This window comes from Rhodococcus sp. 3258 (genome assembly GCF_031456475.1).
Taxonomy (GTDB): domain Bacteria; phylum Actinomycetota; class Actinomycetes; order Mycobacteriales; family Mycobacteriaceae; genus Rhodococcoides; species Rhodococcoides fascians.
Map to the genome: position 1 here is coordinate 111,315 of NZ_JAVDUT010000008.1, position 23,319 is coordinate 134,633.

The 23,319-nt window shown below is 65.9% G+C and carries 29 protein-coding genes; 27 read left to right on the forward strand and 2 right to left on the reverse strand.

All coding sequences use genetic code 11. The features are described from left to right. Positions 1-46: 46 nt before the first annotated feature. On the forward strand, positions 47-1,219 hold the full coding sequence (locus J2X62_RS21395; RefSeq protein ID WP_027498362.1) for a cell wall metabolism sensor histidine kinase WalK: 1,173 nt from the start codon (positions 47-49) through the stop codon (positions 1,217-1,219). Then, positions 1,216-1,905 carry a response regulator transcription factor gene (locus J2X62_RS21400; RefSeq protein WP_027498361.1) on the forward strand — a complete coding sequence of 230 codons (690 nt, stop codon included), beginning with the start codon at positions 1,216-1,218 and terminating at the stop codon, positions 1,903-1,905. Before J2X62_RS21395 ends, J2X62_RS21400 begins: the two co-directional genes overlap by 4 nt. Before the next feature lie 69 nt (positions 1,906-1,974). Here J2X62_RS21400 and J2X62_RS21405 read toward each other — a convergent pair whose 3' ends face one another. Further along, complete coding sequence (locus J2X62_RS21405) at positions 1,975-2,772, reverse strand: hypothetical protein (RefSeq protein ID WP_027498360.1); 798 nt, start codon at positions 2,770-2,772, stop codon at positions 1,975-1,977. A gap of 33 nt (positions 2,773-2,805) precedes the next feature. Here J2X62_RS21405 and J2X62_RS21410 point away from each other — a divergent pair, with 33 nt between their 5' ends. From J2X62_RS21410 to J2X62_RS21455, 10 genes are all read left to right on the forward strand, one after another. Continuing rightward, complete coding sequence (locus tag J2X62_RS21410) at positions 2,806-3,759, forward strand: Ppx/GppA phosphatase family protein (protein ID WP_032365208.1); 954 nt, start codon at positions 2,806-2,808, stop codon at positions 3,757-3,759. Continuing rightward, the gene (locus tag J2X62_RS21415; RefSeq protein WP_310183228.1) at positions 3,756-5,000 is read left to right on the forward strand and encodes a hypothetical protein; all 1,245 of its coding nucleotides are present in this window, start codon (positions 3,756-3,758) and stop codon (positions 4,998-5,000) included. The genes J2X62_RS21410 and J2X62_RS21415 overlap by 4 nt, the downstream gene beginning before the upstream one ends. Positions 5,001-5,012: 12 nt before the next feature. After that, the gene (locus tag J2X62_RS21420) at positions 5,013-5,855 is read left to right on the forward strand and encodes a sugar phosphate isomerase/epimerase (protein WP_032365210.1); all 843 of its coding nucleotides are present in this window, start codon (positions 5,013-5,015) and stop codon (positions 5,853-5,855) included. Positions 5,856-5,875: 20 nt separating this feature from the next. Further along, a complete protein-coding gene (locus tag J2X62_RS21425; protein WP_048316267.1) occupies positions 5,876-6,733 on the forward strand; it encodes a thioesterase family protein in 858 nt (285 codons plus the stop codon). Positions 6,734-6,751: 18 nt separating this feature from the next. Continuing rightward, positions 6,752-7,567, forward strand: coding sequence for a pyrroline-5-carboxylate reductase (proC, locus tag J2X62_RS21430; RefSeq protein WP_027498355.1), 816 nt, complete (start codon positions 6,752-6,754; stop codon positions 7,565-7,567). A 127-nt stretch (positions 7,568-7,694) separates the two neighbouring features. Then, complete coding sequence (locus J2X62_RS21435; RefSeq protein ID WP_008713658.1) at positions 7,695-7,931, forward strand: helix-turn-helix domain-containing protein; 237 nt, start codon at positions 7,695-7,697, stop codon at positions 7,929-7,931. Positions 7,932-8,162: 231 nt separating this feature from the next. Beyond that, positions 8,163-8,264 carry a 30S ribosomal protein bS22 gene (locus J2X62_RS21440; protein ID WP_003402602.1) on the forward strand — a complete coding sequence of 34 codons (102 nt, stop codon included), beginning with the start codon at positions 8,163-8,165 and terminating at the stop codon, positions 8,262-8,264. Positions 8,265-8,413: 149 nt separating this feature from the next. Continuing rightward, entirely contained in the window at positions 8,414-9,541 is a 1,128-nt protein-coding gene (locus tag J2X62_RS21445; protein WP_228139283.1) for an NAD-dependent epimerase/dehydratase family protein, read from the forward strand. Beyond that, entirely contained in the window at positions 9,538-10,587 is a 1,050-nt protein-coding gene (locus J2X62_RS21450) for a lysophospholipid acyltransferase family protein (protein WP_027498354.1), read from the forward strand. The genes J2X62_RS21445 and J2X62_RS21450 overlap by 4 nt, the downstream gene beginning before the upstream one ends. Positions 10,588-10,606: 19 nt before the next feature. Beyond that, the gene (locus tag J2X62_RS21455) at positions 10,607-11,095 is read left to right on the forward strand and encodes a GNAT family N-acetyltransferase (RefSeq protein WP_027498353.1); all 489 of its coding nucleotides are present in this window, start codon (positions 10,607-10,609) and stop codon (positions 11,093-11,095) included. 18 nt (positions 11,096-11,113) lie between these two features. Here J2X62_RS21455 and J2X62_RS21460 read toward each other — a convergent pair whose 3' ends face one another. Next, positions 11,114-12,049 (reverse strand): HAD family phosphatase, encoded by a 936-nt coding sequence (locus J2X62_RS21460; RefSeq protein WP_045840673.1) that lies wholly within the window; start codon positions 12,047-12,049, stop codon positions 11,114-11,116. 204 nt (positions 12,050-12,253) lie between these two features. Between J2X62_RS21460 and J2X62_RS21465 the strand changes: the two genes are divergently transcribed. The 15 genes from J2X62_RS21465 to J2X62_RS21535 all read left to right on the forward strand — a co-directional run bounded on the left by J2X62_RS21465 (position 12,254) and on the right by J2X62_RS21535 (position 23,316). Beyond that, positions 12,254-12,535, forward strand: a complete 282-nt coding sequence (locus tag J2X62_RS21465; protein WP_027498351.1) for a glutaredoxin family protein — start codon at positions 12,254-12,256, stop codon at positions 12,533-12,535. A 155-nt stretch (positions 12,536-12,690) separates the two neighbouring features. Next, complete coding sequence (locus J2X62_RS21470) at positions 12,691-13,503, forward strand: redox-sensing transcriptional repressor Rex (protein ID WP_310183246.1); 813 nt, start codon at positions 12,691-12,693, stop codon at positions 13,501-13,503. Beyond that, positions 13,500-14,897, forward strand: coding sequence for a glutamyl-tRNA reductase (locus tag J2X62_RS21475; protein WP_094622736.1), 1,398 nt, complete (start codon positions 13,500-13,502; stop codon positions 14,895-14,897). Before J2X62_RS21470 ends, J2X62_RS21475 begins: the two co-directional genes overlap by 4 nt. After that, entirely contained in the window at positions 14,894-15,853 is a 960-nt protein-coding gene (gene hemC / locus J2X62_RS21480) for a hydroxymethylbilane synthase (RefSeq protein ID WP_167327507.1), read from the forward strand. The genes J2X62_RS21475 and hemC overlap by 4 nt, the downstream gene beginning before the upstream one ends. A 159-nt stretch (positions 15,854-16,012) precedes the next feature. Next, positions 16,013-17,575, forward strand: coding sequence for a bifunctional uroporphyrinogen-III C-methyltransferase/uroporphyrinogen-III synthase (locus J2X62_RS21485; RefSeq protein WP_027498347.1), 1,563 nt, complete (start codon positions 16,013-16,015; stop codon positions 17,573-17,575). A gap of 93 nt (positions 17,576-17,668) precedes the next feature. After that, on the forward strand, positions 17,669-18,643 hold the full coding sequence (hemB, locus tag J2X62_RS21490; RefSeq protein WP_032365429.1) for a porphobilinogen synthase: 975 nt from the start codon (positions 17,669-17,671) through the stop codon (positions 18,641-18,643). After that, complete coding sequence (locus J2X62_RS21495; RefSeq protein WP_230591911.1) at positions 18,640-19,278, forward strand: hypothetical protein; 639 nt, start codon at positions 18,640-18,642, stop codon at positions 19,276-19,278. The genes hemB and J2X62_RS21495 overlap by 4 nt, the downstream gene beginning before the upstream one ends. A gap of 81 nt (positions 19,279-19,359) precedes the next feature. Next, complete coding sequence (locus J2X62_RS21500) at positions 19,360-19,533, forward strand: hypothetical protein (protein ID WP_155288423.1); 174 nt, start codon at positions 19,360-19,362, stop codon at positions 19,531-19,533. A gap of 35 nt (positions 19,534-19,568) precedes the next feature. Then, positions 19,569-20,009, forward strand: coding sequence for a hypothetical protein (locus J2X62_RS21505; RefSeq protein WP_027498344.1), 441 nt, complete (start codon positions 19,569-19,571; stop codon positions 20,007-20,009). After that, positions 19,999-20,487, forward strand: coding sequence for a hypothetical protein (locus J2X62_RS21510; protein WP_032365217.1), 489 nt, complete (start codon positions 19,999-20,001; stop codon positions 20,485-20,487). The genes J2X62_RS21505 and J2X62_RS21510 overlap by 11 nt, the downstream gene beginning before the upstream one ends. Then, positions 20,484-20,735, forward strand: coding sequence for a hypothetical protein (locus tag J2X62_RS21515; protein WP_032365218.1), 252 nt, complete (start codon positions 20,484-20,486; stop codon positions 20,733-20,735). The genes J2X62_RS21510 and J2X62_RS21515 overlap by 4 nt, the downstream gene beginning before the upstream one ends. Positions 20,736-20,751: 16 nt before the next feature. Further along, positions 20,752-21,033: a metal-sensitive transcriptional regulator gene (locus J2X62_RS21520; protein WP_027498342.1), complete on the forward strand. Its 282-nt coding sequence runs from the start codon at positions 20,752-20,754 to the stop codon at positions 21,031-21,033. 21 nt (positions 21,034-21,054) lie between these two features. After that, positions 21,055-21,258: a heavy-metal-associated domain-containing protein gene (locus J2X62_RS21525; protein ID WP_027498341.1), complete on the forward strand. Its 204-nt coding sequence runs from the start codon at positions 21,055-21,057 to the stop codon at positions 21,256-21,258. An 85-nt stretch (positions 21,259-21,343) separates the two neighbouring features. Continuing rightward, the gene (locus J2X62_RS21530; protein WP_310183256.1) at positions 21,344-22,519 is read left to right on the forward strand and encodes a PQQ-dependent sugar dehydrogenase; all 1,176 of its coding nucleotides are present in this window, start codon (positions 21,344-21,346) and stop codon (positions 22,517-22,519) included. Further along, on the forward strand, positions 22,519-23,316 hold the full coding sequence (locus J2X62_RS21535; protein ID WP_032365220.1) for a cyclase family protein: 798 nt from the start codon (positions 22,519-22,521) through the stop codon (positions 23,314-23,316). Before J2X62_RS21530 ends, J2X62_RS21535 begins: the two co-directional genes overlap by 1 nt. The last annotated feature ends 3 nt before the right edge of the window (positions 23,317-23,319 follow it).

Below are 23,319 nucleotides of genomic sequence, written 5' to 3' on the forward strand. Positions count from 1 at the left end.
CTGCACCCTGCGTATGTGAGCCGTCCATCGAACGTACGATTCCGGTGTGAGTGTTGCATCGGCCGTACTACTGGCAATTGCCGCGGCCTTCGTGGGATACCTCGTCGGCGGTGTTCTGATCCCGTACCTCAACACTCGACACTCGGAGCGCCGCCGCGCCACCTCCGGATTGACGATGTCGCAGGTACTGGACCTGATCGTGCTGGCGTCGGAGAGCGGTATCGCCGTCGTCGATCAATTTCACGACGTGGTGCTGTCGAATCCTCGGGCCGAGGAGCTCGGCCTGGTGCGTAACCGTTCCATCGACGAGCGGGCGTGGGCCGCGGCGACGAAAGTGCTGTCCGACGGCAATCCCGTCGAAGTCGATCTCAGTGCCAAGGCCCCCCGGCCCGGCCGCGACAAGATCGCTGTCCGGTGCGTCGCGAGACTTCTCAGCAAAGAAGACCGACGGTTCGTCGTTCTCTTCGCCGACGACGATTCCGAGCAGGTACGGATGGAGGCCACGCGTCGCGACTTCGTGGCCAACGTCAGTCACGAACTCAAGACACCGGTCGGTGCCATGAGCCTGCTGGCCGAGGCGCTGCTGGAATCCGCCGACGATCCCGACTCCGTTCGGCACTTCGGCGGCAAGGTCGTCGCCGAATCCAAGCGCCTGGGCAACATGGTGACCGAGCTGATCGCACTGTCGCGTCTGCAGGGGGCCGAGAAACTGCCCGACCTGGAAGTGGTGGACGTGGACACCGTCGTCAACGAGGCGATGGACCGATCCAAACTCGCTGCCGAGAACGCGGGCATCTCCGTCACCACCGACCACCCGAGCGGGCTCGAAGTACTCGGCGACCAGGCGCTACTGGTGACGGCGCTCGCCAACCTCATCCAGAACGCGATCGCGTACTCCTCCGACGGTTCACCCGTCTCGGTCAGTAGGGCACTGCGCGGCTCGAACGTCGCGTTCGCCGTCACCGACCGCGGAATCGGTATCGCCAAGGCGGACCAGGAACGCGTCTTCGAGAGATTCTTCCGCGTCGACAAAGCTCGGTCGCGGGCTACCGGCGGCACAGGCCTGGGCCTTGCTATCGCCAAACACGTCGCAGCCAACCACAACGGCAGCATTTCGCTGTGGAGCAAGCTGGGCACCGGATCCACCTTCACCCTCCAGATCCCCGCGTACTTCGAAGAAGAAGACGACGCCGCGGTTACAGAAAGAGAGAATCAGTGACCAACGTTCTGATCGTGGAAGACGAAGAGTCGTTGGCCGATCCACTGGCCTTCCTGCTCCGCAAAGAGGGGTTCGAGGCCACCGTCGTCGGCGACGGACCGTCGGCTCTGGCCGAATTCGATCGTGCCGGCGCAGACATCGTGCTGCTCGACCTGATGCTTCCCGGAATGAGCGGCACCGACGTGTGCAAGCAATTGCGTTCGCGCTCAGGCGTTCCGGTGATCATGGTGACCGCGCGCGACAGTGAGATCGACAAGGTCGTCGGGCTCGAACTCGGTGCCGACGACTACGTCACCAAGCCGTATTCGGCCCGTGAGCTGATCGCTCGTATCCGCGCCGTACTGCGCCGCGGCAGTGACGCCGAGGTCGACGGCGGCACCGACACCGGAGTGCTCGAAGCCGGGCCGGTGCGGATGGACGTCGAACGGCATGTGGTGATGGTCGGATCCGATCAGATCACGTTGCCGCTCAAGGAGTTCGACCTGCTCGAATACCTGCTGCGCAACTCCGGCCGGGTCTTGACCAGGGGCCAGTTGATCGACCGAGTGTGGGGTGCGGACTACGTGGGCGACACGAAGACTCTCGACGTGCACGTCAAACGACTGCGGTCGAAAATCGAGACCGACCCGGCCAAGCCGGAGCATCTCGTCACCGTGCGCGGTCTGGGCTACAAGCTCGAGGGGTAGAGCCTGCGGCATGTGAGTGGAAAAGCGTAGTGGGCTACGAGTTTCCACTCACGTGCGGCGCCAGCCGCTCTACCGGCGCTGGGCCTCACGAGTAGCCGGATGTACGGCAATCAGACCGAGGCCACGACGACGCTTGCACAGGGACGCCAACTCCTCGTACGCGGCCTTGCCGAGCAGCTCGGTCAATTCCGGCTTGTACGACTCGAACACCTGCTTGGCTCCGACGTGCGCGTCGGGTGAGCCGGAGCAGTACCAGTGCAGATCGAGTCCGCCTTCGCCCCAACCGCGTCGGTCGTACTCGCCGATGGTGGTCTTGAGAATCTCGGAGCCGTCGGGCCGCGTCACCCAATCCTGGGTGCGCCTGATGGGCAACTGCCAGCACACGTCGGGCTTGACCTCGAGCGGCTCGATGCCCTTGCGCAGCGCCATCGAATGCAATGCGCACCCGATGCCACCCTCGAACCCGGGTCGGTTCTGGAAGATGCACGCACCCTTGTACCGCCGCGTGCGCAGAGATTGCTCGTCGTCGAGATCGTCGTATTCGACGTATCCCTTCTTGCCCAGACCCTTGTCCATCAGCTGCCAGTCCTGCGGCGTGAGCAACTTCACCGACTCGTCGAGCTTGCGTTTGTCGTCCTCGTCGGACAGGAACGCGCCGTGCGAACAGCAACCGTCGTCGGGGCGACCCTCGACGGTGCCCTGGCAGGCGGGGGTACCGAACACGCAGGTCCAGTTGGACAACAGCCACGTCAGATCGGCGGCAATGACATGTTCGGCATTGTCGGGGTCGGGAAACTCGACCCATTCTCGCGGGAAATCCAACTCGACCTCTGCAGCGAACGACTGCTGCTCACGACCTGCTGTCACAAACGACGACGGTAGACCCAGTACCGTGGGGTTGTGCGATTAGGGGTGCTCGACGTCGGTAGCAACACGGTGCATCTGCTCGTAGTGGACGCACACCGTGGCGCACACCCGACGCCGATGAGCTCGAGCAAGGCGACGTTGCGCCTGTCGGAGAACACCGACGCGTTCGGCAACATCACTCCAGCAGGTGCCGATCGGCTCGTCGACGAGGTGCGTGAGTTCGCCGCCATCGCCGCCCGGTCGGGTTGCAGTGAACTGATGGCGTTCGCCACCTCCGCGGTGCGCGACGCCTACAACTCCGACGACGTTCTCGCGCGGGTTCTCGCCGAGACCGGAGTGGCCCTGGAAACCCTGTCCGGCGTGGACGAGGCCAGATTGACGTTCCTGGCCGTGCGCCGCTGGTACGGCTGGAGCGCCGGGCGCATCCTCGGACTCGACATCGGCGGCGGATCGCTGGAACTGACCAGCGGCAGCGACGAGAATCCCGACGTGGCGTTCTCCCTGCAGCTCGGTGCCGGCCGCCTCACTCGGGACTGGCTCGACGAGGATCCTCCGGGAAAGCGTCGTATCGCCGTTCTTCGTGACTGGTTGGATGCCGAACTCGCGACACCGGCCAAGGAACTGTTGGCTGCGGGCGATGCGGACCGCGCGGTGGGAACGTCGAAGACATTTCGTTCGTTGGCTCGCTTGACCGGTGCTGCGCCTTCCGCGGCCGGTCCGCGAGTGACGAGAACGCTGACGGCGAGCGGTCTGAGGCAACTCATCGCGTTCATATCGCGGATGACGGCCGCCGACCGTGCAGAATTGGAAGGCATCAGTGCCGACAGGTCACCACAACTGGTGGCCGGGGCGCTGGTAGCGGAGGCGAGCATGCGGGCACTGTCGGTGGAATCACTCGAGATCTGTCCGTGGGCGCTGAGGGAAGGTTTGATTTTGAGGAAGCTGGACACCGAAGCCGACGGCGATCTGGTGGGGAGTTCGAGATGAGCGACGCCAACCCGGAAGACACCGGGCAGATCTCGGTCGCCGAGCTGTTGGCCAGAAACGGCCAGAAGACCAACCTGACGGCAGGAGGGCGACGCCGGCGAGGCGTCAAGGGCGGCATTTCCGTGGCCGAACTGACCGGGGAGATTCCCGTCGTTCGTGACGAACCCGGCGACCGCAGCGCACCCGTCGTCGACGAGCCGCGGGACGAAGCTCCCGATACCGCTGCGAACGAGACCACGAGCAGCGCATCCGACGGCGACACGACCACGTCGTCCAGGCCGCAACCGGCCCGGCCCCAGAGCACCCGCCCGACCCCGTACCAACCGGCAGGCAAGCGCGACAAGCAGCAGCCCGAACCGGAACTGCTGTCGGGCTCCACGACCGTCGCCGGAGACCTGCTCAATCGATCTCACGACGACACCGCGCGCGGGTTGCGGCCCGCTGCTCCTGCCGCGCAAGGATCGGAGCGACGCCCGTACGGGTCGACCCAGGCCGAGCAGGGACGGGCCCGTCGATCGGCGGGATTCCAGCCGCCGCGTTCGACCGAATCCGCCGAACCCAAGACCGACGTCACCTCGCGTGCGCCGCTCGTGGAGAGCCCACATGCCGCTCTCGTCGAGGTGGACGACCTGGCGAAGACCGCGGTCACCCCGCGCATCACGCGCGGTAACGAGGTCGACGACAAGAAGACCGCCGACAAGAAGACCGCTGACAAGAAGATCGCCGGCGAGAAGGCCACTGACGAATCGGCCGACGAGGCCGGCACTCAGGTCATACCCGAGGTGGTCGACCTCACGAAGCCGACCACCGACGAAGGCCCCGCCGACTCGACGACCGCCGACCCGAAGACCGCCGACACCGCGAGCACCGGCTCGCGTGCCGATCGACGCAAGTCGGCGAGTAAGGACAAGGCGAGCAAGGACACGGCGAGCAAGGACACGGGAAGCAAGGACAAGTCCCCGGTCAAGGGCAAGGGCGGCGCGGTTCGGCAGTGGCTGGTGCTCATCGGGCAGGCCGTGGTGTCGATCGTCGTCGGTGCGCTGCTGTTCAAGGGCTTCGAGCAGCTGTGGGACGTGTTGCCATGGGTGGCACTGGTGCTGTCGGTGCTGGTCATCGTCGGTCTTGTCGCCGTCGTGAGGATTCTCCGGCGTACCGACGATCTGGTCTCGATCGTCATTGCCATAGCCGTCGGTGTGTTCGTCACGCTCGGTCCGTTGGCCTTCCAGCTCAGTACCGGCTGAGCTTCGACAACGATGGCGGCGAAGCGAATCAAGGTCGGATTGTCCACGGCCTCGGTGTACCCGCAAAACACCGAGGCAGCGTTTCGCTATGCCGCCGATCTGGGTTACGACGGCGTCGAACTGATGGTGTGGGCCGAATCGATCAGTCAGAACGTCGATGCGGTGGCTGCGCTGTCACGTGAGTACTCGATACCGGTGCAGGCCATCCATGCGCCGTGTCTGCTGATCTCACAGCGGGTGTGGGGATCGGATCCGATCGTCAAACTGGCCCGGTCGGTCGAAGTGGCCGAGAAGCTGGGTTCGGCGACCGTCGTCGTGCATCCGCCGTTCCGCTGGCAGCGCAAGTACAGCGACGGATTCGCCGATCAGGTGGCGGAACTGGAATCGAATTCCCACGTCGTGGTCGCGGTGGAGAACATGTTCCCGATGCGTGCCGACAGATTCTTCGGGCGCAAGGAGAAATCCGCCCAACGGCTGGAACGACGCGGAGGCCCGGGAGCGGCCCTGTCGGCGTTCTCGCCGTCGTACGACCCGACCGACGTCGGTCACGGCCACTACACACTCGACCTCTCGCACACCGCGACCGCAGGCTCGGACGCACTCGAGATGCTCGACCGGATGGGCGACGGGATAGCGCACCTGCATCTGGCCGACGGCCGCGGCGCGTCCGTGGACGAGCATCTGATCCCGGGGCACGGCAGCCAGCCCTGCGCCCAGGTCTGCACCGAACTGGTGCGGCGTGGATTCGACGGCCAAGCCGTCATCGAGATCAACACTCAGAATGCGCGCACGGTGCCCGAGCGTTCGTCGATGCTGGACCAGGCGCTGCAGTTCGCCCGCGCACACCTGTCCTGACTGCCGGTAAGTTGTCCGGAATGAGTTCCACCAGCCCGTTCCGGGCCGCAACCACACTGGTCCCACTCGACGTCTCCGCAGACACGGCGTCCTTCGCCGGTGCGATCGATTCCACCTGGACCATCGGCCCCAAAGTGCACGGCGGGGCGATGCTCGCCATCTGCGCGGCCGCGGCGCGTCAGCAGATCGTGCTGATCGACCCGGCCCAGGTCGAGATCCAGCCGCTGGCCGTCAGCGTCAGTTATCTGGCCGCGCCCGATCCCGGCGAAGTGGCGCTCACGACGATCGTGCGCAAGCGCGGCAGGCAGGTCTCGCACGTCGACGTCGAGCTGACTCAGGCCGGACGTGTCGCAGTGCGGGCGGTGGTCACCCTCGGTCGGCCCGACTCGGAGGAACCGAACCACGAAACCCCGTTGTCGCTGGCGTCGATGGCCGCGGAGCCTCCTGCGGACACCCTCGCGGTGGCAGGCGATCACCCCATGGCGTCGATCGTGCACGTGGCCAAGGGCTGCGAGATGCGGATCGAACCGTCGTCGGCATCGTTTCTCACCGGTCAGCAGGGTGAGGCCGAAATTCGACTGTGGGTGCGCCCCTTCGCGGGCGACGAAGCCGACGCCGACACGTCGGTGCTCTTCGCGTTGATGGCAGGCGACATCTCGGCCCCGGTGACGATGAACCGCGGAATGTTCGGTTGGGCACCGACGGTCCAGCTGACGACATATCTGCGTCGCCGCCCGGCTCCGGGGTGGCTGCGAGTGGCAGCGACCAGCTCCGTCATCGGCAGCACCTGGTTCGAGGAGGACCACCTGATACTCGACTCGACCGGTGCCGTGGTGGTGCAGAGCCGACAGTTGGCGATGGTGCCGCGCTCGAACTGACATGGCAGGCTTGGCCGTATGACGAGAATTGCAGTGATCGGTGGCGGACGGATCGGCGAGGCATTGATTGCGGGACTCCTCGAGGCCGGTCACGCCGTGCGCGACCTCGTGGTCGCCGAGAAGTCCGAGCCGCGCGCCAAAGAGATCGCGAAGGACTTCGGAGTACTGACCGCCAGTGTCGCCGACGCGGCCGAGGGAGCCGACGTCATCGTGCTGGCGGTCAAGCCGGCCGACGTCGAGGGCGCACTGAATCAGATCACCAAGATCGAGCTCGACGGTGACCGCGAACAACTCATCGTCTCGCTCGCCGCAGGCGTGCCCACCGCCAAGTTCGAGCCCAAGCTCCCCGCCGGATTCCCGGTCGTACGGGTCATGCCCAACACCCCCATGCTGGTAGGGGAGGGCGTCAGTGTGCTGGCCCCGGGGAAGTACGCCCGCGCCGAGCACCTCGAGCTCGTGCGCTCCATCCTCTCGGCCGTCGGCAAGGTCGTCGTCGTCAAGGAACATCAGCTCGACGCGGTGACGGCCGTGTCCGGGTCCGGTCCGGCCTATTTCTTCCTGGTCGCCGAGGCCATGATCGACGCGGGAGTGGGCCTGGGATTGAGCCGGGATGTCGCGTCTGCACTCGTCGCACAGACGATGGTGGGGTCGGGAGCGATGCTGGATCGCTCGGACGAGTCCGCCAGCGAGCTTCGGTACGCCGTGACCTCCCCGGGCGGAACGACCGCCGCGGCGGTGCGCGAATTGGAGCGAAACGGCCTCCGAGCTGCGTTTTTCGATGCTCTCGGTGCAGCCAACGCCCGATCGATTGAGATGGGCATCACAGCAGAATAAAAAATCTTTTCCCCACACCCGTCGCAGTAACCCCATCTGTCCCTATAGGCTCGGGGGCAGCACGTGCGTGTCTGTTCGGCAGGAGGGGAAGCCTGCCGCATGAGACGTGCCGGAGGTAAGTGGATTGATGGCGTCTATAAACAAGCCGTCCAAGGGTTCGTCCCCGGACGGTCAACCGGCTCTGGCCGGAACACAGTTCCTCACTGTCGCCGAGGTGGCGACTCTGATGAGAGTTTCGAAAATGACCGTGTACCGACTGGTGCACGGCGGAGAGCTGCCCGCAGTACGGGTGGGTCGATCTTTTCGTGTGCACGCCAAGGCGGTACACGACTATCTCGAGACCTCGTATTTCGACGCAGGCTAGTGCACGTAGCTAGGTCGTAAGACCGGGCCGGTTTCGTAAGTCACGGCTCACACCGGTAGGATTGGCGTTCGTCGTGCCAGCCAGCCGGTGTGCAGCCGTGGGCGAGTACGTGGCCCCAGCGCCAGCTCGGTGACCAAGGTTGTTGGCTCGAAGCCTTCGGGCTTGGTTGTCAGGTAGGCGTACGCAAACGGCGTGCGCGAAAACGCTAGAGAAGAACGTGAGGACACCCGCATGGGTTCAGTGATCAAGAAGCGTCGCAAGCGCATGTCGAAGAAGAAGCACCGCAAGCTGCTTCGTCGTACCCGCGTGCAGCGCAGGAAACTCGGCAAATAAGCCTGCCGTCATCTGCTTCACGGCCGAGCCCGTCACCATCGGTGGCGGGCTCTGCTCGTTCGAAGGCGAGTGGCACCTTTCCTTTCAGACCTCGCGGAAACCTGTAGATCCAGTAGGCTCGGCACGGGAGCCGAAGTTGGGGAGGCGCAGTGAGTCCGAGCGATCGTGGTGTTGCCGCGCCCCGGGTGGTGCTCGTGACCGGTGCCAGTCGATTCCTCGGCGGATACCTCGTTACCCGGCTCGCTCAGAACCCTCGCATCGAACGTGTCATCGCTGTCGACGAGAAATCTCCGAGCAAAGATCTGCTGCGACGTATGGGTCGCGCGGAATTCGTTCGTGCCGATATTCGAAACCCGTTGATCGGCAAGGTGATTCGTAACGCCGGCGTCGATACCGTCGTGCATGCGGCCACGGTCGCCAAGCCTCCGAAATCCGGCGGCCGCGCGACGATGAAAGACCTCAACGTCATCGGAGCCATGCAGCTGTTCGCGGTGTGCCAGAAGTCGCCGACCGTGGAGAAGGTGGTCCTGCGGTCGTCGTCCTCGGTATACGGATGCAGCGCCAAGGATCCGGTGAAATTCACCGAGGAGATGAGTGCCCGACGCCCACCGAGCGGCGCGTACGCCAAGGACACCATCGACATCGAGGGCTACATTCGCGGACTCGGTCGTCGTCGCCCGGATATCGCGGTATCGATCCTGCGTATGGCCCCACTGATCGGCCCGCGGCTCAACGGCACCATCTCCCGGTACATGACGTCACCGCTGATCCCGAGCATCGTCGGACGCGACGCGCGCATGCAGTTGTTGCACGAGGAGGACGCCCTTGCGGCCCTCGAACGCGCGACCATCGGCGGGCCGGCGGGCACGTTCAACATCGGTGCCGACGGCACCATCATGCTGTCGCAGGCGATTCGACGTGCCGGTCGCGTGCAGGTTCCGGTGCCGTTTCCACTGTTCAAGAGCGTGGGGCGGGCGCTCATGGGCGGAATGATGCGCGAATTCACGACCGAGCAACTCGATTACTTCCATTTCGGCTGCGGGCTGGACACCACACGGATGCGGTCCGTGCTCGGGTTCGAGCCTCGGTGGACCACAGTCCAGGCGTTCGACGACTTCGTGCGCGGCGCGGCTCTTCGGCCGGTCGTCCGAACCGAATGGGTCGACGCCATCGAGAATCGGCTGCTCGGGGCCGTCGATACGGGCGCGTCCGCGGCGCGCGTACTGGCCTCGCTCGGCAGTGCCGACACGGCGCGAGAATCCGGAGCGGACAGGTGAGCGACGTGGCCAAAGTAATTCCCTTGCACGGCGGCGCGTCCGCGCGGTCCGCCCGCGCAGCGCAGGGTTCACGCGAGCGGCACCCATCGGCCTACGCCGATCCACGTGAGCCAACGCCGCTGGTGGACCCGACCCCCGCCGCTTCTGCGGCCACGATCGCCGCAGAAGCGGCACCCGTGCTGTCGATGATCGACGACACCAAGACCGCGATCGTCGACCAGATCTCCTCGGTCGCCGAGTTCGTGCGTCGACGCCTGGCCGGCGACTACAGCGTCGACGAGTTCGGCTACGACCCGCACTTCGCCGATGCCGTCTGGCTGCCGCTGCTGCGTCCGCTGTTCGACAAATGGTTCCGCGTCGAGGTCAAGGGCATCGAGAACATCCCCGCCGAGGGAGGTGCGCTCGTCGTGGCCAACCACGCCGGAGTCGTACCGGTCGATGCGCTGATGACGTCGGTTGCCGTGCGCGATCATCACCCTGCCCACCGGCCGTTGCGAATGTTGGCTGCCGACATGGCATTCGAGATGCCCGGCGTCGGCACGATCGCCCGCAAGGCCGGGCATACGCTGGCGTGCAATCCCGACGCGGAGCGGCTGCTGCGCACCGGGGAAGTTGCCGCCGTGTTCCCGGAGGGCTTCAAGGGCATCGGCAAACCGTTCAGTGAGCGGTACAAGTTGCAGCGGTTCGGCCGCGGCGGGTTCGTCTCGGCTGCGCTGCGAACGGGTGCGCCGATCATTCCGTGCTCCATCGTCGGGTCAGAGGAGATCTACCCGAAGATCGGCGACATCGCCCCGCTGGCACGACTGATGGGGATGCCGTACTTCCCGGTGACACCGTTCTTCCCGCATCTCGGGCCGCTGGGCCTGATTCCGTTGCCGTCGAAGTGGTACATCGAGTTCGGCAAGCCCATCCACACCGACTCCTACGACGCCACCGCGTTCGAGGATCCGATGGTGCTCTTCGAGCTGACCGACCACGTGCGCGAAACCATTCAGCACACGTTGTACCGACTGCTTGCCAAGAGACGCAACGTCTTTCTCGGATAGCTCGGGTTATCCTCTGCCAGTGCATATTCGCGACACCACGGTAGAAGACCTCCCCGACATTCTCGACATCCACAACGATGCGGTCGCCAACACCACCGCCATCTGGGACGAGGAACAGGTGGACCTCGCCGATCGCACAGCGTGGTTCGAGGGACGGATCGCTGCCGGGTACCCGGTACTCACCGCGGAGGTCGACGGCCGGGTCGCCGGCTACGCGTCGTACGGCCAGTGGCGAGTCAAGAGCGGCTACCGGCACTCGGTGGAACATTCGGTGTACATCCACCGCGACTTCTATCGCCGCGGCCTGGCCAGTGCCCTGCTGAGCGAATTGATCGACCGGGCCCGAGGCGGCGACGTCCACGTGCTGGTGGGGTTCATCGAATCCGAGAACACCACGTCCATCGCACTGCACGAGAAGTTCGGATTCGTTCGCGTCGGACAGATGCCGGAGGTAGGGGTCAAGTTCGGGCGCTGGCTGGACCTGACCCTGATGCAACTGACGCTCTGATCCGACGGACGGGCGAGGTCAGGCCTTACGGCGACCGATCACCGCGGCGAGACCGCCGCCCACCGCGCCCAGGGCCAGCGCAGTGGGAACGCCGATCTTGGCGGCCTTGCGTCCGGTGCGATAGTCGCGAATTTCCCAGCCGCGGTTCTTCGCCAGCTCACGCAGGTCCGGATCGGGGTTGATCGCGACCGCGGTACCGACGAGCGAGAGCATCGGCACGTCGTTGTGGCTGTCCGAATACGCGGTGCACCGCTTGAGGTTGAGGCCTTCTCGTACGGCCAACGACCGCACCGCATGAGCTTTGCCGATGCCGTGCAGGATGTCGCCGACGAGACGGCCGGTGAAGACGCCGTCCTTACTCTCGGCGACAGTTCCCAGCGCGCCCGTCAGGCCCAGCCGCTTGGCGATGATCTGCGCCAGTTCGAGGGGAGTGGCGGTGACCAGCCACACCTGCTGACCTGCGTCGAGGTGCATCTGGGCGAGGGCACGGGTGCCCGCCCAGATCTTGTCGGCGATCATCTCGTCGTAGATTTCCTCGCCGAGCCGGCTCAGTTCGGCAGTGGGACGACCGGTGATGAACGAGAGCGCCTTCTCGCGGCCACTGGCCACGTCCTCGCTGTTCTCCTTGCCGCTGACCCTGAATTTGACTTGCTGCCAAGCGAATTGGGCCACGTCGCCCGTGGTGAAGTACTTTCGGGCGGCGAGTCCGCGCGCGAAGTGGATGATCGACGCGCCCTGGACCATGGTGTTGTCCACGTCGAAGAAGGCGGCTGCGGTCAGATCGCGGGGAACCGCTCCCTCGGACTCGACCTGCAGGGCGAGAGCGGCATCGGCGCTCGCTTCACCCGCGACGTTGGCGCGGACCTCCGCATCGGACGGGCCGAACGGATTGCGAATCCGGCGAATACGCCGCTTGCGCTGCTTGTCCCCGTCCGGATCGTTCGTGTCGACCATGTCGACATCGGGCGTGTCCTCGATCGGCAGGTCTGTGCCCCCGTCAGTCACCACGTCCACCTCCCTCGCCAGTACGTCACTCGCAGCCTAATGCGTGTGTCCGACACGAGCGTCGCACGACGGCACCTACCGACGATGAACAGTTCCCGACGCACCGCGCAGCTGTGACCTTCGTCTCTGTTACCGGCATGTCAGAGTGGACGGATGGAAACGACTCCGTCCGGCGTGGCACTTCTCACCCGCGCAGGCTGCCATTCCTGCACCCACGCGTCCGCGGTGCTCCACGAGGTGTGCGCCGAATTCGGCGTCGCCGTGACGGTCATCGACGTGGACGAGGCCGCGGCCGAATCGCCTGACCTGCGCGCGGAGTACGGCGACCGAGTGCCCGTGGTGCTACTCGACGGTGTCGAGCACAGTTACTGGGAGGTCGACGTGCCCCGATTGCGGGCCGATCTGGGCCGGGCAGGGCACCCTAAGAACGTGTGATTGCTCTCCGTGTGCAGGTGAGGGCCGGTATGCGCAACTTTGTTCATTCGTTCACAAGCAGTTACCGTGGTGTGAACAGCATTCGTGAAATAGACACGAACGCAGGATCAGCGTGAAGACCGGCATCGACGCCGTTCGGACGAGGAGCCCCAGACGTGACCGAAGAGCGCCCGTCGCCCAGCGGCGTAGAGCGGGTCATCCCTCAGGCTACGGTCACTCGTCTGGCGACATACCTGCGGGTCCTCTCGATCCTTGCAGACGAAGGCGTTCTCATCGTCTCGAGTGAAGAGCTTGCCACCGCAGCAGGCGTCGGATCTGCGAAATTGCGCAAAGATCTCTCGTTCCTCGGACCCAACGGTGTGCGCGGAGTCGGTTACGACGTCGCGCGCCTGCGCGCCAAGATCGACAGTGCTCTCGGGCTCGACCGTGGCCACCGCGTCGTACTGGCCGGTGTGGGCAACCTCGGTCAGGCCCTCGCCGGATACGGCGGTTTCGCACGTCGCGGATTCACCATGGTCGGCCTGTTCGACAACGACCCCGCGCGAGTCGGCACCGAGGTCGAGGGACTCACCGTTCGGCATATCGACGAGCTCGAAGACGCCTGCCGCGAACTCGAGGCGACCATCGGTGTCATCGCCACTCCCGACGAGGCCGTCCACCAGGTGGCGGGCCGGTTCGTTTCGGGCGGAGTCGAGTGCATCCTGAGCTTCTCGCCGATGGTGCTCGACGTCCCCGACCACGTCGAGGTACGCCGAGTCGACCTGGCCGTCGAGATGCAGGTTCTGTCCTTCAACAGCTCCCGCAACGTGTCCGGGCCGACGATCGTGACGGCCCCGGTGCCGACGCCCGTGTTGGCGTCACCACTGCCTTCCACCTCGCGTCTGGGCCGCAGTCACGGCCCGCGCATCGCCGGTAATCCAAGCCCAGTCAACAGTTCGACAAGAAACGGATCGGTGATTGCACCGTGAGTGTCCTTCTCGTCGGGATATCGCACCGTAGCGCTCCCGTCGCAGTCCTCGAGCGTGTCGCCATCACGGACACCGATCGCCCGAAACTGACCGACAAACTGATGGCCAGCGGAAACATCTCCGAGGTCATGGTGGTCTCCACGTGCAACCGCGTCGAGATCTACGCGGTCGTCGACGCGTTCCACGGCGCACTGACCGCCGTCGGCGAAGTTCTCGGTGAGCACTCCGGCCTCGAAATCGCCGACCTGACCAAGCACGCCTACGTTCGGTACAGCGAGGCAGCCGTCGAGCACCTGTTCGCCGTGGCCAGTGGCCTGGACTCGATGGTCATCGGAGAGCAGCAGATCCTCGGCCAGATTCGATCGGCCTACGCCGCTTCGGACGGTCAGCAGGCATCGGGCCGCGTCATGCACGAACTCGCGCAGCAGGCTCTGCGAGTCGGCAAGCGCGTGCACAGCGAAACCGGCATCGACGCCGCCGGAGCCTCGGTGGTGTCCGTCGCTCTCGACCGCGCCGCAGACGTGTTCGGCGGCTCGCTCCGCGGCCGCACCGCGGTGGTCCTCGGCGCAGGAGCGATGGGCGGACTCGCCGTCGCACACCTGGGCCGCGCCGGAATCGACGCGCTGACCGTCGTCAACCGCACCCGCGAACGAGCCGACCACCTGGCCGAGAACGCCGTCTCGAACGGAATCGCCGCCTCCTCGGTCGCGCTCGAGAACCTGGCCGACGCAGTGGCCGCCGCCGACATCCTCGTCACCTGTACCGGTGCGGTGGGGGCCGTCGTCTCCATCGCCGACGCCCACCTCGCACTCGCCCGCCGCGACGCAGACCGGCCGCTCGTGATCTGCGACCTGGGACTGCCGCGCGACGTCGACCCGGCCGTCTCCGGTCTGCCGGGCATCACCGTCTTCGACATGGAATCCCTGCAGCGCGACCCCGCTGCCGGAGCTGCCGCGAACGACGCGTCGGCCGCACGCGAGATCGTTTCCAATGAGCTCTCGGGTTACCTTGCGGGACAACGACTTGCCGAGGTCACCCCCACCGTCACAGCGCTGCGCCAGCGCGCCGCCGAGGTGGTCGAGGGGGAACTGCTGCGGCTCGAGTCGCGGTTGCCCGGGCTCGACTCCCCGCAGCGTGACGAAGTGGCCCGCACCGTGCGCCGCGTCGTCGACAAGTTGCTGCATTCACCGACGGTGCGCGTCAAGCAGCTCGCCAGCACTCCCGGCGGAGATTCCTATGCTGCGGCGCTGCGCGAATTGTTCGAGCTCAGCCCCGGTTCGGTCGAGGCCGTGGCGACTCCCATGGAAATCGGTTCCCTGGAGTTGGTCGACGACTTCACGGCAAGCCGTACCGATCTTCGCCCCGGAACCACCGCCGAGGGGGATCAGGAATGACCGGCGTCGTCAAGATCGGTACTCGCGGAAGCCTTCTCGCGACCACTCAGGCCGATACGGTTCGGGTGGCTCTCGCTGCGGCGGGAGTCGAAGCCGAACTGGTGATCGTCAAGACCGCAGGCGACCTGTCGGCAGCACCGGTGCAGACCATCGGCGTCGGGGTGTTCACCGCGGCGTTGCGTGAGGCCCTGGCCGACGGCACCGTCGACATCGCCGTGCACTCGTACAAGGATCTGCCGACCGCCGCCGACGAGCGCTTCACCATCGCTGCCATTCCGGAGCGTGAAGATCCCCGAGATGCACTGGTGGCCCGCGACGGGCTCGTGCTCGGTGAGCTGCCGGCCGACGCGAAGGTGGGTACTTCCGCGCCTCGTCGGATCGCTCAATTGCGTGCTCTCGGACAGGGATTGGACGTTCGGCCCCTGCGCGGCAACCTCGACACCCGCATCGGCAAGGTGGCCTCGGGTGAGCTCGACGCCGTCATCGTCGCGCGGGCGGGACTGGCCCGTATCGGCAGGTTGGACGTCGTCACCGAAGCGCTGGATCCGGTGCAGTTGCTGCCGGCTCCCGCACAGGGGGCACTGGCCGTCGAATGTCGCAGTGGCGACACCGATCTCGCCGCCTCCATCGCCACACTGGACGATGCACATTCGCGGGCCGCAGTGGCCGCCGAACGCGGATTGCTCGCAGAACTCGAAGCCGGCTGCACCGCGCCGGTGGGTGCCATCGCCGAGGTCGTCGAGTCCATCGACGAGGACGGCCGCATCTTCGACGAGTTGTCGCTGCGCGGCTGCGTCGCGGCCATCGACGGCAGCGACACCATTCGCGCGTCGATCGTCGGGTCACCCGACCGGGCCGAGGAACTGGGCCGCGAACTGGCCCGCGAACTACTCGATCTCGGTGCACGCGAACTCGTTTCGGTCACCGAACCAGCACAGGGCGGATCTCATGTCTAGGGCAATAACGGCACCCGTTCGCGGACGCGCCAAACGCGCGGCGACCCGTCCCGTAGTGCGAAGAGAGTCGATCGCCACTGCCCGGCTGATTCCCAAACGGGGCACCGCAACCCCGATAGAACTGCAGTACCCATACAAGACAGCACTGGAGAACAACCGATGAGCCCAGTCCGCAAGAACACCAACGGACGGATCCTGTTCGTGGGATCCGGGCCCGGTGACCCGGCTCTGCTCACGGTCCGGGCACGGGAAGTGCTCGGAGCGGCCGAGCTCGCTTTCACCGATCCCGACGTCGACAAGGGTGTCACCGCTCTCGTCGGTGCCGACGTCCCTCGCGATGCGGAGACGGGTGAGAACGGGGTCGAGGTGCGCCCGGCACTGGGCGAGCCCGCCGAGGTCGCCAAAACCCTTCTCGCCGAAGCCAAGAACGGCCACGATGTGGTGCGTCTGGTCTCGGGAGATCCGCTGACCACCGACTCGGTGATCGCCGAGGTCAGTGCCGTGGCCCGCACTCACGTGCCGTTCGAGGTGCTGCCCGGTCTGCCTTCGGGCTCCGCGGTACCCAGTTACGCAGGCATGGCACTGGGCTCCGGCCACACCGAAGCGGACGTTCGCGGCGAGGTCGACTGGGCTGCACTTGCGGCTGCTCCCGGCCCGCTGGTGTTGCACGCCACGGCGGGGCACCTGGCCGAAACCGCCAGTGCCCTCGTGGAACACGGCCTGGCACCGCAGACACCTGCAGCCATCACCGTGCGCGGCACCACCCGTCAGCAGCGCACCGTCGAGGCCACACTGGCCACCCTCAACGACGCGGGATCCGAGCTCGTCGGATCTCTGGTGGTCACCGTCGGCAAGGTCGTCTCCGGACGAAACAAGATGTCCTGGTGGGAGTCTCGCGCACTGTACGGCTGGACCGTGCTGGTGCCGCGCACCAAGGATCAGGCCGGCGAGATGAGCGATCGCCTCGTCACGCACGGGGCCATCCCCATCGAAGTTCCGACCATCGCCGTCGAGCCCCCGCGCAGCCCGGCTCAGATGGAACGGTCGGTCAAGGGCCTGGTCGACGGCCGCTACCAGTGGGTCGTGTTCACCTCGACCAACGCCGTTCGCGCGGTGTGGGAGAAGTTCGAGGAATTCGGCCTGGACGCGCGTGCGTTCTCCGGCGTCAAGATCGCCTGTGTCGGTGAGGCAACCGCGGCCAAGGTGCGCTCGTTCGGTATCAATCCCGAACTCGTTCCGTCGGGGGAGCAGAGCTCGCTCGGACTGCTCGAGGACTTCCCGCCGTACGACGAGGTCTTCGACCCGGTCAATCGAGTTCTGTTGCCGCGCGCCGACATTGCTACCGAGACGCTCGCCGAAGGGCTGCGCGAACGCGGCTGGGAGATCGACGATGTCACGGCCTACCGCACCGTCCGGGCAGCGCCGCCCCCCGCCGAGACCCGCGAGATGATCAAGACCGGTGGATTCGACGCGGTGTGCTTCACCTCGAGCTCCACCGTGCGGAACCTGGTCGGCATCGCAGGTAAGCCGCATGCTCGCACGCTCGTCGCGTGCATCGGCCCGAAGACTGCCGAGACGGCCGTCGAGTTCGGTCTGCGCGTGGACGTGCAGCCGGAGTCGGCTCAGGTCGGACCGCTGGTCGAGGCGCTGGCAGAACACGCGGCTCGGCTGCGGGCCGAGGGTGCACTGCCGCCACCGCGCAAGAAGTCACGCAGGCGGTAAGAAGTCACGCAGGCGCTGAATGCGCCTCGTGCGCGTTGTGCGTAGCTCCGGCCACACACAACGCGCACGACGAACCAAGTGAGGCAGGTTCGCTTGTTCCCCACCGACCGTCCCCGACGCCTTCGCCGCACTCCGGCACTGCGCCGCCTCGTGGCCGAAACGTCGCTGCAGCCACGGCATCTGGTGTTGCCGATGTTCGTCGCCGACGGCATCTCCGAGCCCCGCGCGATCAGCTCGATGCCCGGAGTGTTCCAGCACACGCTGGACTCGATGAGCAGGGCCGCCGAGGAAGCAGTCGCAGCCGGTGTCGGCGGCGTGATGTTGTTCGGTGTCCCCAAGGTCGAGGACAAGGACGAGAACGGTTCGGGGGCAACGGATCCGGACGGAATCCTCAACCGGGGCCTGGCCCGTCTCAAAGCCGATCTCGGTGACTCGACGGTCATCATGGCCGACACCTGCCTCGACGAGTTCACCTCGCACGGCCACTGCGGTGTGCTGAGCGAGAACGGCTCGATCGACAACGACGCGACGTTGCTGCGGTATGTCGACATGGCCGTCGCGCAGGCGGAATCCGGAGCGCACCTGCTCGGGCCGAGCGGCATGATGGACGGCCAGGTCGGTGCCATTCGGGCTGGACTCGATGCGGCCGGTCACGTCGAGGTGGGGCAGCTGGCGTATTCGGCGAAGTACGCGTCTGCGTTCTACGGACCGTTTCGTGAAGCGGTCGGCTCGTCGCTGCAGGGTGACCGTCGGACGTATCAGCAGGACGCGGCCAACCGCCGTGAGGCGACCCACGAGGTCGAGCTCGATCTTGCCGAGGGTGCCGACATGGTGATGGTCAAGCCGGCGATGTCGTATCTGGACATTCTCCGCGACGTGGCCGAGATGTCACCGGTTCCGGTTGCGGCGTACCAGATTTCGGGGGAGTATGCCATGATCACCGCCGCTGCCCAGAACGGGTGGATCGACCGGGACGCCGCGGTCCTCGAATCGCTCGTCGGCATCAGGCGCGCCGGTGCAGATGTCGTACTGACCTACTGGGCAACCGAAGTGGCGGGCTGGCTGTGAACGATTTTCCTCCGAGCAACAACGCGGACGGTAACAATCCTGACAGCAACGTGCCGAACAATCCTCCGTTGCAACCGGACTGGCAGCGCTGGGAGCTCGAACACGGCTTCCCTCAGTCCGGTCCCGAGCTCGAGCCGTCCGCTCGCCCGGCACCGGTGGATGTGGAGACTGCCCGGCACCTGTGGTGGGGAGTTGCACTGATCGGTGCGATCTCGGCGCTGTACTCGGTGTGGACGCTGTTCGGCGCACGCGCGGAATTCGCGCAGTCTCTGCTCGACGACCTCGCAGCACAGGGCGCGGCGGCGGACATGACCGTCGAATCCACGCAGTCCATGGTGACGGTGATGCTCGTCGTGACGCTGTTCGTCGTCGTGGGATTCGGTGCCCTGTTCCTGTTCTGGGTGAAGCGGATGCGTGCCGGCAAGATGTGGGCGCGCATGCTGCTGACCGTCATCGGCTCGATCACCGTGTTCACCACGATTCTCGACCTGTTCGCGATCGCATCGAGTGCCGGTGCGATGAACATCGTCATGAGCGTGCTGAGCATCGGCCAAGGTGTGCTTGCTGCGGGTGCGATCTACCTGATGCACCGCAAGGAATCCAACGAGTACTTCCTGTCCTCGCGGAAGCGCTGATTTCGAGCGTGTTCCGCGCGCCGAGCCTGTCGGTGTGACTACCATCACTTTCGATAAACGTATCGAGTGATCGGATCGAACATGGCAGAGAACATTCCGGTGCCGCCCAGTCGTGCCCTCCCGGAGTCGATCGCGGCGGCCGAGAGCAACGCGTGTCCCGCCGAGAACGGCAGGCCCGGGTGGGCATTGCTCGGTCTGCTGCTCGCCGTGTCGGCGGCCATCGCCATCATGGCGCTGGGAATTTCTGCCGGCTGAACTCTGCGCCGCCGCGCGGTGGCAGTATGTCGAGCGTGAGTGCTGACATTGACGAATCGATGGTTCGTCCCCGGGTGGTCTCCACCGCGTACTGGTTGTGGTTGGCGTCGGCAGTGATGCTGATCGTCGTGTGCATGATCGCGCTCACGTTGCCCGTCGATCAGATCCGCGCGTCGTTCACCGACGGCGGCGCGAGCGACGAACAGATCGACTCTTTTCTGACCGTGTTCCGAGGTCTCGGTGTCATCTTCGGAGTGGTCGGCCTGGCAGTGGGGCTGATGTCGGGCCCCGTCCGAGGTGGCGACCGACGGTTCCGACGGGCGTTGGTGGCGCTGTCCGGGGCCACCGCGCTGCTCTTGACCTTCGCCGCGCTCGTCTTCCCGTTCGTGTTGCTGATCATCACGATCGCGCTGGTCGTTGCATCGGTGCTGGTGTATCGCCCATCGGCGCGAGAGTGGTTCGTCCGTGAGCAATGATCTCGGCGGCACCGACCCCGTTCTGTTCCACGAGCCCGGTGGCCGTTGGCGCGTACTGCTGTGGGGCCCCGCGTTCTGTCTGGTGGTGCTCGCGGTCGAGCTGGCGTCGGGCCCGGTGATCCACTGGTTCGCCCTGGCGCTGTTCTCGCTGATTCTCGTCGGACTGACCTACGTACAGCTCCGCGCAGCCCGGATGCATGTCAGCGTCGAGCTGACCACTCGGCAGCTGCGCCAGGGGACCGAAACCGTCGACGTCGCCGAGATCACGGAGATCTTCCCTCCTGCCGAGTACGAGGACGGCGAATACGAGCCGAAGAAGTGGGAAACCGCACGCGTTCTCGGGGAGCTCTCGGGGGTGCCGCGCAAACGGCACGGCATCGGGCTGCGACTGGTCGGTGGCGGTCTGGTGCAAGCGTGGGCAAAGGACGACGACGGTCTACGCGCCGCACTCGAGACGGCGAAGCAGGAGTACGTGTGAGGAAGTCCGTCGGCTGGGTGGAACTGGTCCTCGCAGTGGTCGCGGTGATCTGCGCGATGGTGTGCTGGAAGGCAGGCGTACGCACCACCGAATTCGCCGCCGTTCCCGACGTGTCTCCGGCGTACACGGGCACGTACTACTCGGGGTCGTGGATTGCGGTCGCCGCCCTGGCGGTGATCGTCGGGGGACTGGTTGCCATCGATGGCGTCCGTCGACTGCTGACGGACGAACCTCCCCATACCGGGTAGGGGTATGATCGACGGCATGAGCAGCTACAGCGCCGAACAGGACGACCTGCTGAAAAGACTGCGTCGCATCGAGGGGCAGGTGGCCGGCATTTCACGCATGGTCGCCGACGACCGGTACTGCATCGACGTTCTCACCCAGGTATCTGCGGTGACGAAGGCGTTGCAGTCCGTCTCGCTGAAGCTGCTCGACGCCCACCTCGCTGGGTGCGTCGTCGACGCCGCGCGGCAGGGCGGACCCGAAGCAGACGCGAAAGTCAAAGAGGCGTCCGAGGCCATTGCGCGTCTCGTACGTTCCTGACCAGGCACAGGAGGCAACAAAATGCAGACGACCTACTCCGTCGAAGGTATGACGTGCGCGCATTGCGCAGCGTCGGTGAAAGAAGAAGTGTCCGAGGTTCCGGGCGTCACGGGCGTCGATGTGGACGTCGACACCGGAGCCGTCGTGATCAGCAGCGACGCGGAGCTCGACGCTGCTGCCGTCGACGCCGCGATCGAAGAAGCCGGCTACCGAATCGCGTCCTGACTGCGTCGGCCATCTCCTCGGTGTGTTTATGATCGTGTGATACCGGTCATATCGGGCTGGTGGCCGATCGTCGTCAGGAGTGTGGATGAACAAGCTGGTGTCCAGTTCCGGTGTACTCGCCGCCAGCGTCTTCCTGACGCTGGCATGCTCGACGGGCGCGACGGCACAGGCCGATCCACTGCCCGACCTGACGGTCACCACCGTGCTCGACGGGCTCGCGAAACCGTGGGATGCCGTGGTTGCCCCCGACGGGACGGTGCTGACCGGCGAGCGAGCGGGACGATTCGTCATTCGTGATGTCGGCGGTGCCACTCGCGAAATCGAAGCGGATCTAGGCGATCTCTACGCGTCGGGCGAGACAGGCCTGATGGGCATCGCACTGGCGACGGACTTCGCCACATCCAGAACGATCTACACCTGCCAGGGCGTGCAGGGTCAGGGAACAGGTGCCGGCAGTGCGGGCACCGGTAGTGCGGGCGGGGGCACCGACAACCATATCGCCGTGGTGTCGTGGACCGTCGACTCTGCATGGACCGAGTTGACGCGCACCGGCACTCTCGTCGACGACATCCCCGTCGCCGACGGTGGTCGCCACGGCGGCTGCCGCATCTTGGCCCACCCCGACGGCACCCTGTACATCGGCACCGGCGACACTGCGTCGCCGTCGGTGCCGCAGGATCGAAACTCGTTGGGCGGCAAGGTGTTGCACATCAACGCCGATGGCTCGGCGGCGGCCGATGCACCCGGACGTGTCTTCACGCTCGGTCATCGGAACGTACAGGGGCTCGCAATACGACCCGGCACTCAGGACATCTACGAGGTGGAGCAGGGCACCACCAGGGACGACGAACTCAACCTGCTGGTCCCTGGCGGCAACTACGGCTACCGGCCGGATCGGCTGCCGTTCGTCTACGACGAGTCGGTGCCGATGACCGATCCCACCCGGGTGCCCGGGGCCCGCGCGGCGGTGTGGAGTTCGGGTAGTCCCACGATCGCGACTCCCGGCCTGACCTTCGCTAACGGCGCGGGATGGGGTTCCTGGAACGGTTCCGCAGTGGTGTCGAGTCAGCAGGGCGAGAAGCTCGTGTTCCTCAAGCTGTCCGAGGACGGCACGGACTACGTCGACGAAGCCGACGCCCTGGTGGGTACCTACGGTCGGCTGCGCTCGCTCACCAGCTTCGGAAGCGACGGAGCCTTCCTGCTGACCACCGACAACGGATCCGACGACAAGGTTCTGCTCGTCACCCCTGCTGCCGACTGATGTGCGGCCCCGAGGTCGTCGAGTCTGTTCACCGCAGGATCGGACGTAGGGCGCTGTTCGGGTCGTTGGGGGCAGCTGCTCTGACGGTCGCGGCCGGCGGTGCTGCACGCGCCGCACCGGCGGTCGCAGCGGTGATCCCCGCAGGTCGACTAATCGATCTGACGCACACGTTGAGTCCGACGTTTCCGGTGTGGCCGGGTAACGAACCGTTCTCGATGCACCCGGTCGCCGCCTACGAGTTGGGCGGCTTCCTCGTCAACAAGCTCTCGTACTACGAGCACACGGGCACGCACATCGATGCCCCCGCGCATCGAGTGCGCGGCGGTGCGACGGCCGACATCCTGCCGCTGGAAGACCTGATCGCCCCGCTGGTCGTGCTGGACATCTCCGCGCGGGCCGCGTCGGATCCGGAATCGGTCGTGACGACCGAGGACATCGCCCGGTGGGAGCGCGAGCACGGACGGATACCCGATCGCGCACTGGTGGTCATGCACAGTCGATGGCAGGACCGGCTCGCCGAACGTGCCGCACCCGGGTTCGGCGGTGACGCGGCACGGATGCTGGTGCGCGAGCGCAACGTCGTCGGAATCGGGGTAGACACGCTCAGTCTCGATCGGATGAGCGACCGCGACTATCCAGCGCACACAGCGGTACTCGGCGCGGGCCGATACGGAGTGGAGGCACTGGCGAATCTGGATGCCGTGCCCCCGGCAGGGGCCACGGTCGTCGTCGGCGCACCGAAGCACGCGGGCGCGACCGGTGGTCCCTGCCGGGTCTTCGCGATCTCTCCCGGCTGACCC

Bases quoted from the DNA above. Each gene is read 5' to 3' on its own strand.
- J2X62_RS21415 (WP_310183228.1), top strand. From the start codon at position 3,756: ATGAGCGACGCCAACCCGGAAGACACCGGGCAGATCTCGGTCGCCGAG.
- J2X62_RS21420 (WP_032365210.1), top strand. From the start codon at position 5,013: ATGGCGGCGAAGCGAATCAAGGTCGGATTGTCCACGGCCTCGGTGTAC.
- J2X62_RS21425 (WP_048316267.1), top strand. From the start codon at position 5,876: ATGAGTTCCACCAGCCCGTTCCGGGCCGCAACCACACTGGTCCCACTC.
- proC (WP_027498355.1), top strand. From the start codon at position 6,752: ATGACGAGAATTGCAGTGATCGGTGGCGGACGGATCGGCGAGGCATTG.
- J2X62_RS21435 (WP_008713658.1), top strand. From the start codon at position 7,695: ATGGCGTCTATAAACAAGCCGTCCAAGGGTTCGTCCCCGGACGGTCAA.
- J2X62_RS21440 (WP_003402602.1), top strand. From the start codon at position 8,163: ATGGGTTCAGTGATCAAGAAGCGTCGCAAGCGCATGTCGAAGAAGAAG.
- J2X62_RS21460 (WP_045840673.1), bottom strand. From the start codon at position 12,049: ATGGTCGACACGAACGATCCGGACGGGGACAAGCAGCGCAAGCGGCGT.
- J2X62_RS21465 (WP_027498351.1), top strand. From the start codon at position 12,254: ATGGAAACGACTCCGTCCGGCGTGGCACTTCTCACCCGCGCAGGCTGC.
- hemC (WP_167327507.1), top strand. From the start codon at position 14,894: ATGACCGGCGTCGTCAAGATCGGTACTCGCGGAAGCCTTCTCGCGACC.
- J2X62_RS21485 (WP_027498347.1), top strand. From the start codon at position 16,013: ATGAGCCCAGTCCGCAAGAACACCAACGGACGGATCCTGTTCGTGGGA.
- J2X62_RS21500 (WP_155288423.1), top strand. From the start codon at position 19,360: ATGGCAGAGAACATTCCGGTGCCGCCCAGTCGTGCCCTCCCGGAGTCG.
- J2X62_RS21520 (WP_027498342.1), top strand. From the start codon at position 20,752: ATGAGCAGCTACAGCGCCGAACAGGACGACCTGCTGAAAAGACTGCGT.
- J2X62_RS21525 (WP_027498341.1), top strand. From the start codon at position 21,055: ATGCAGACGACCTACTCCGTCGAAGGTATGACGTGCGCGCATTGCGCA.
- J2X62_RS21530 (WP_310183256.1), top strand. From the start codon at position 21,344: ATGAACAAGCTGGTGTCCAGTTCCGGTGTACTCGCCGCCAGCGTCTTC.
- J2X62_RS21535 (WP_032365220.1), top strand. From the start codon at position 22,519: ATGTGCGGCCCCGAGGTCGTCGAGTCTGTTCACCGCAGGATCGGACGT.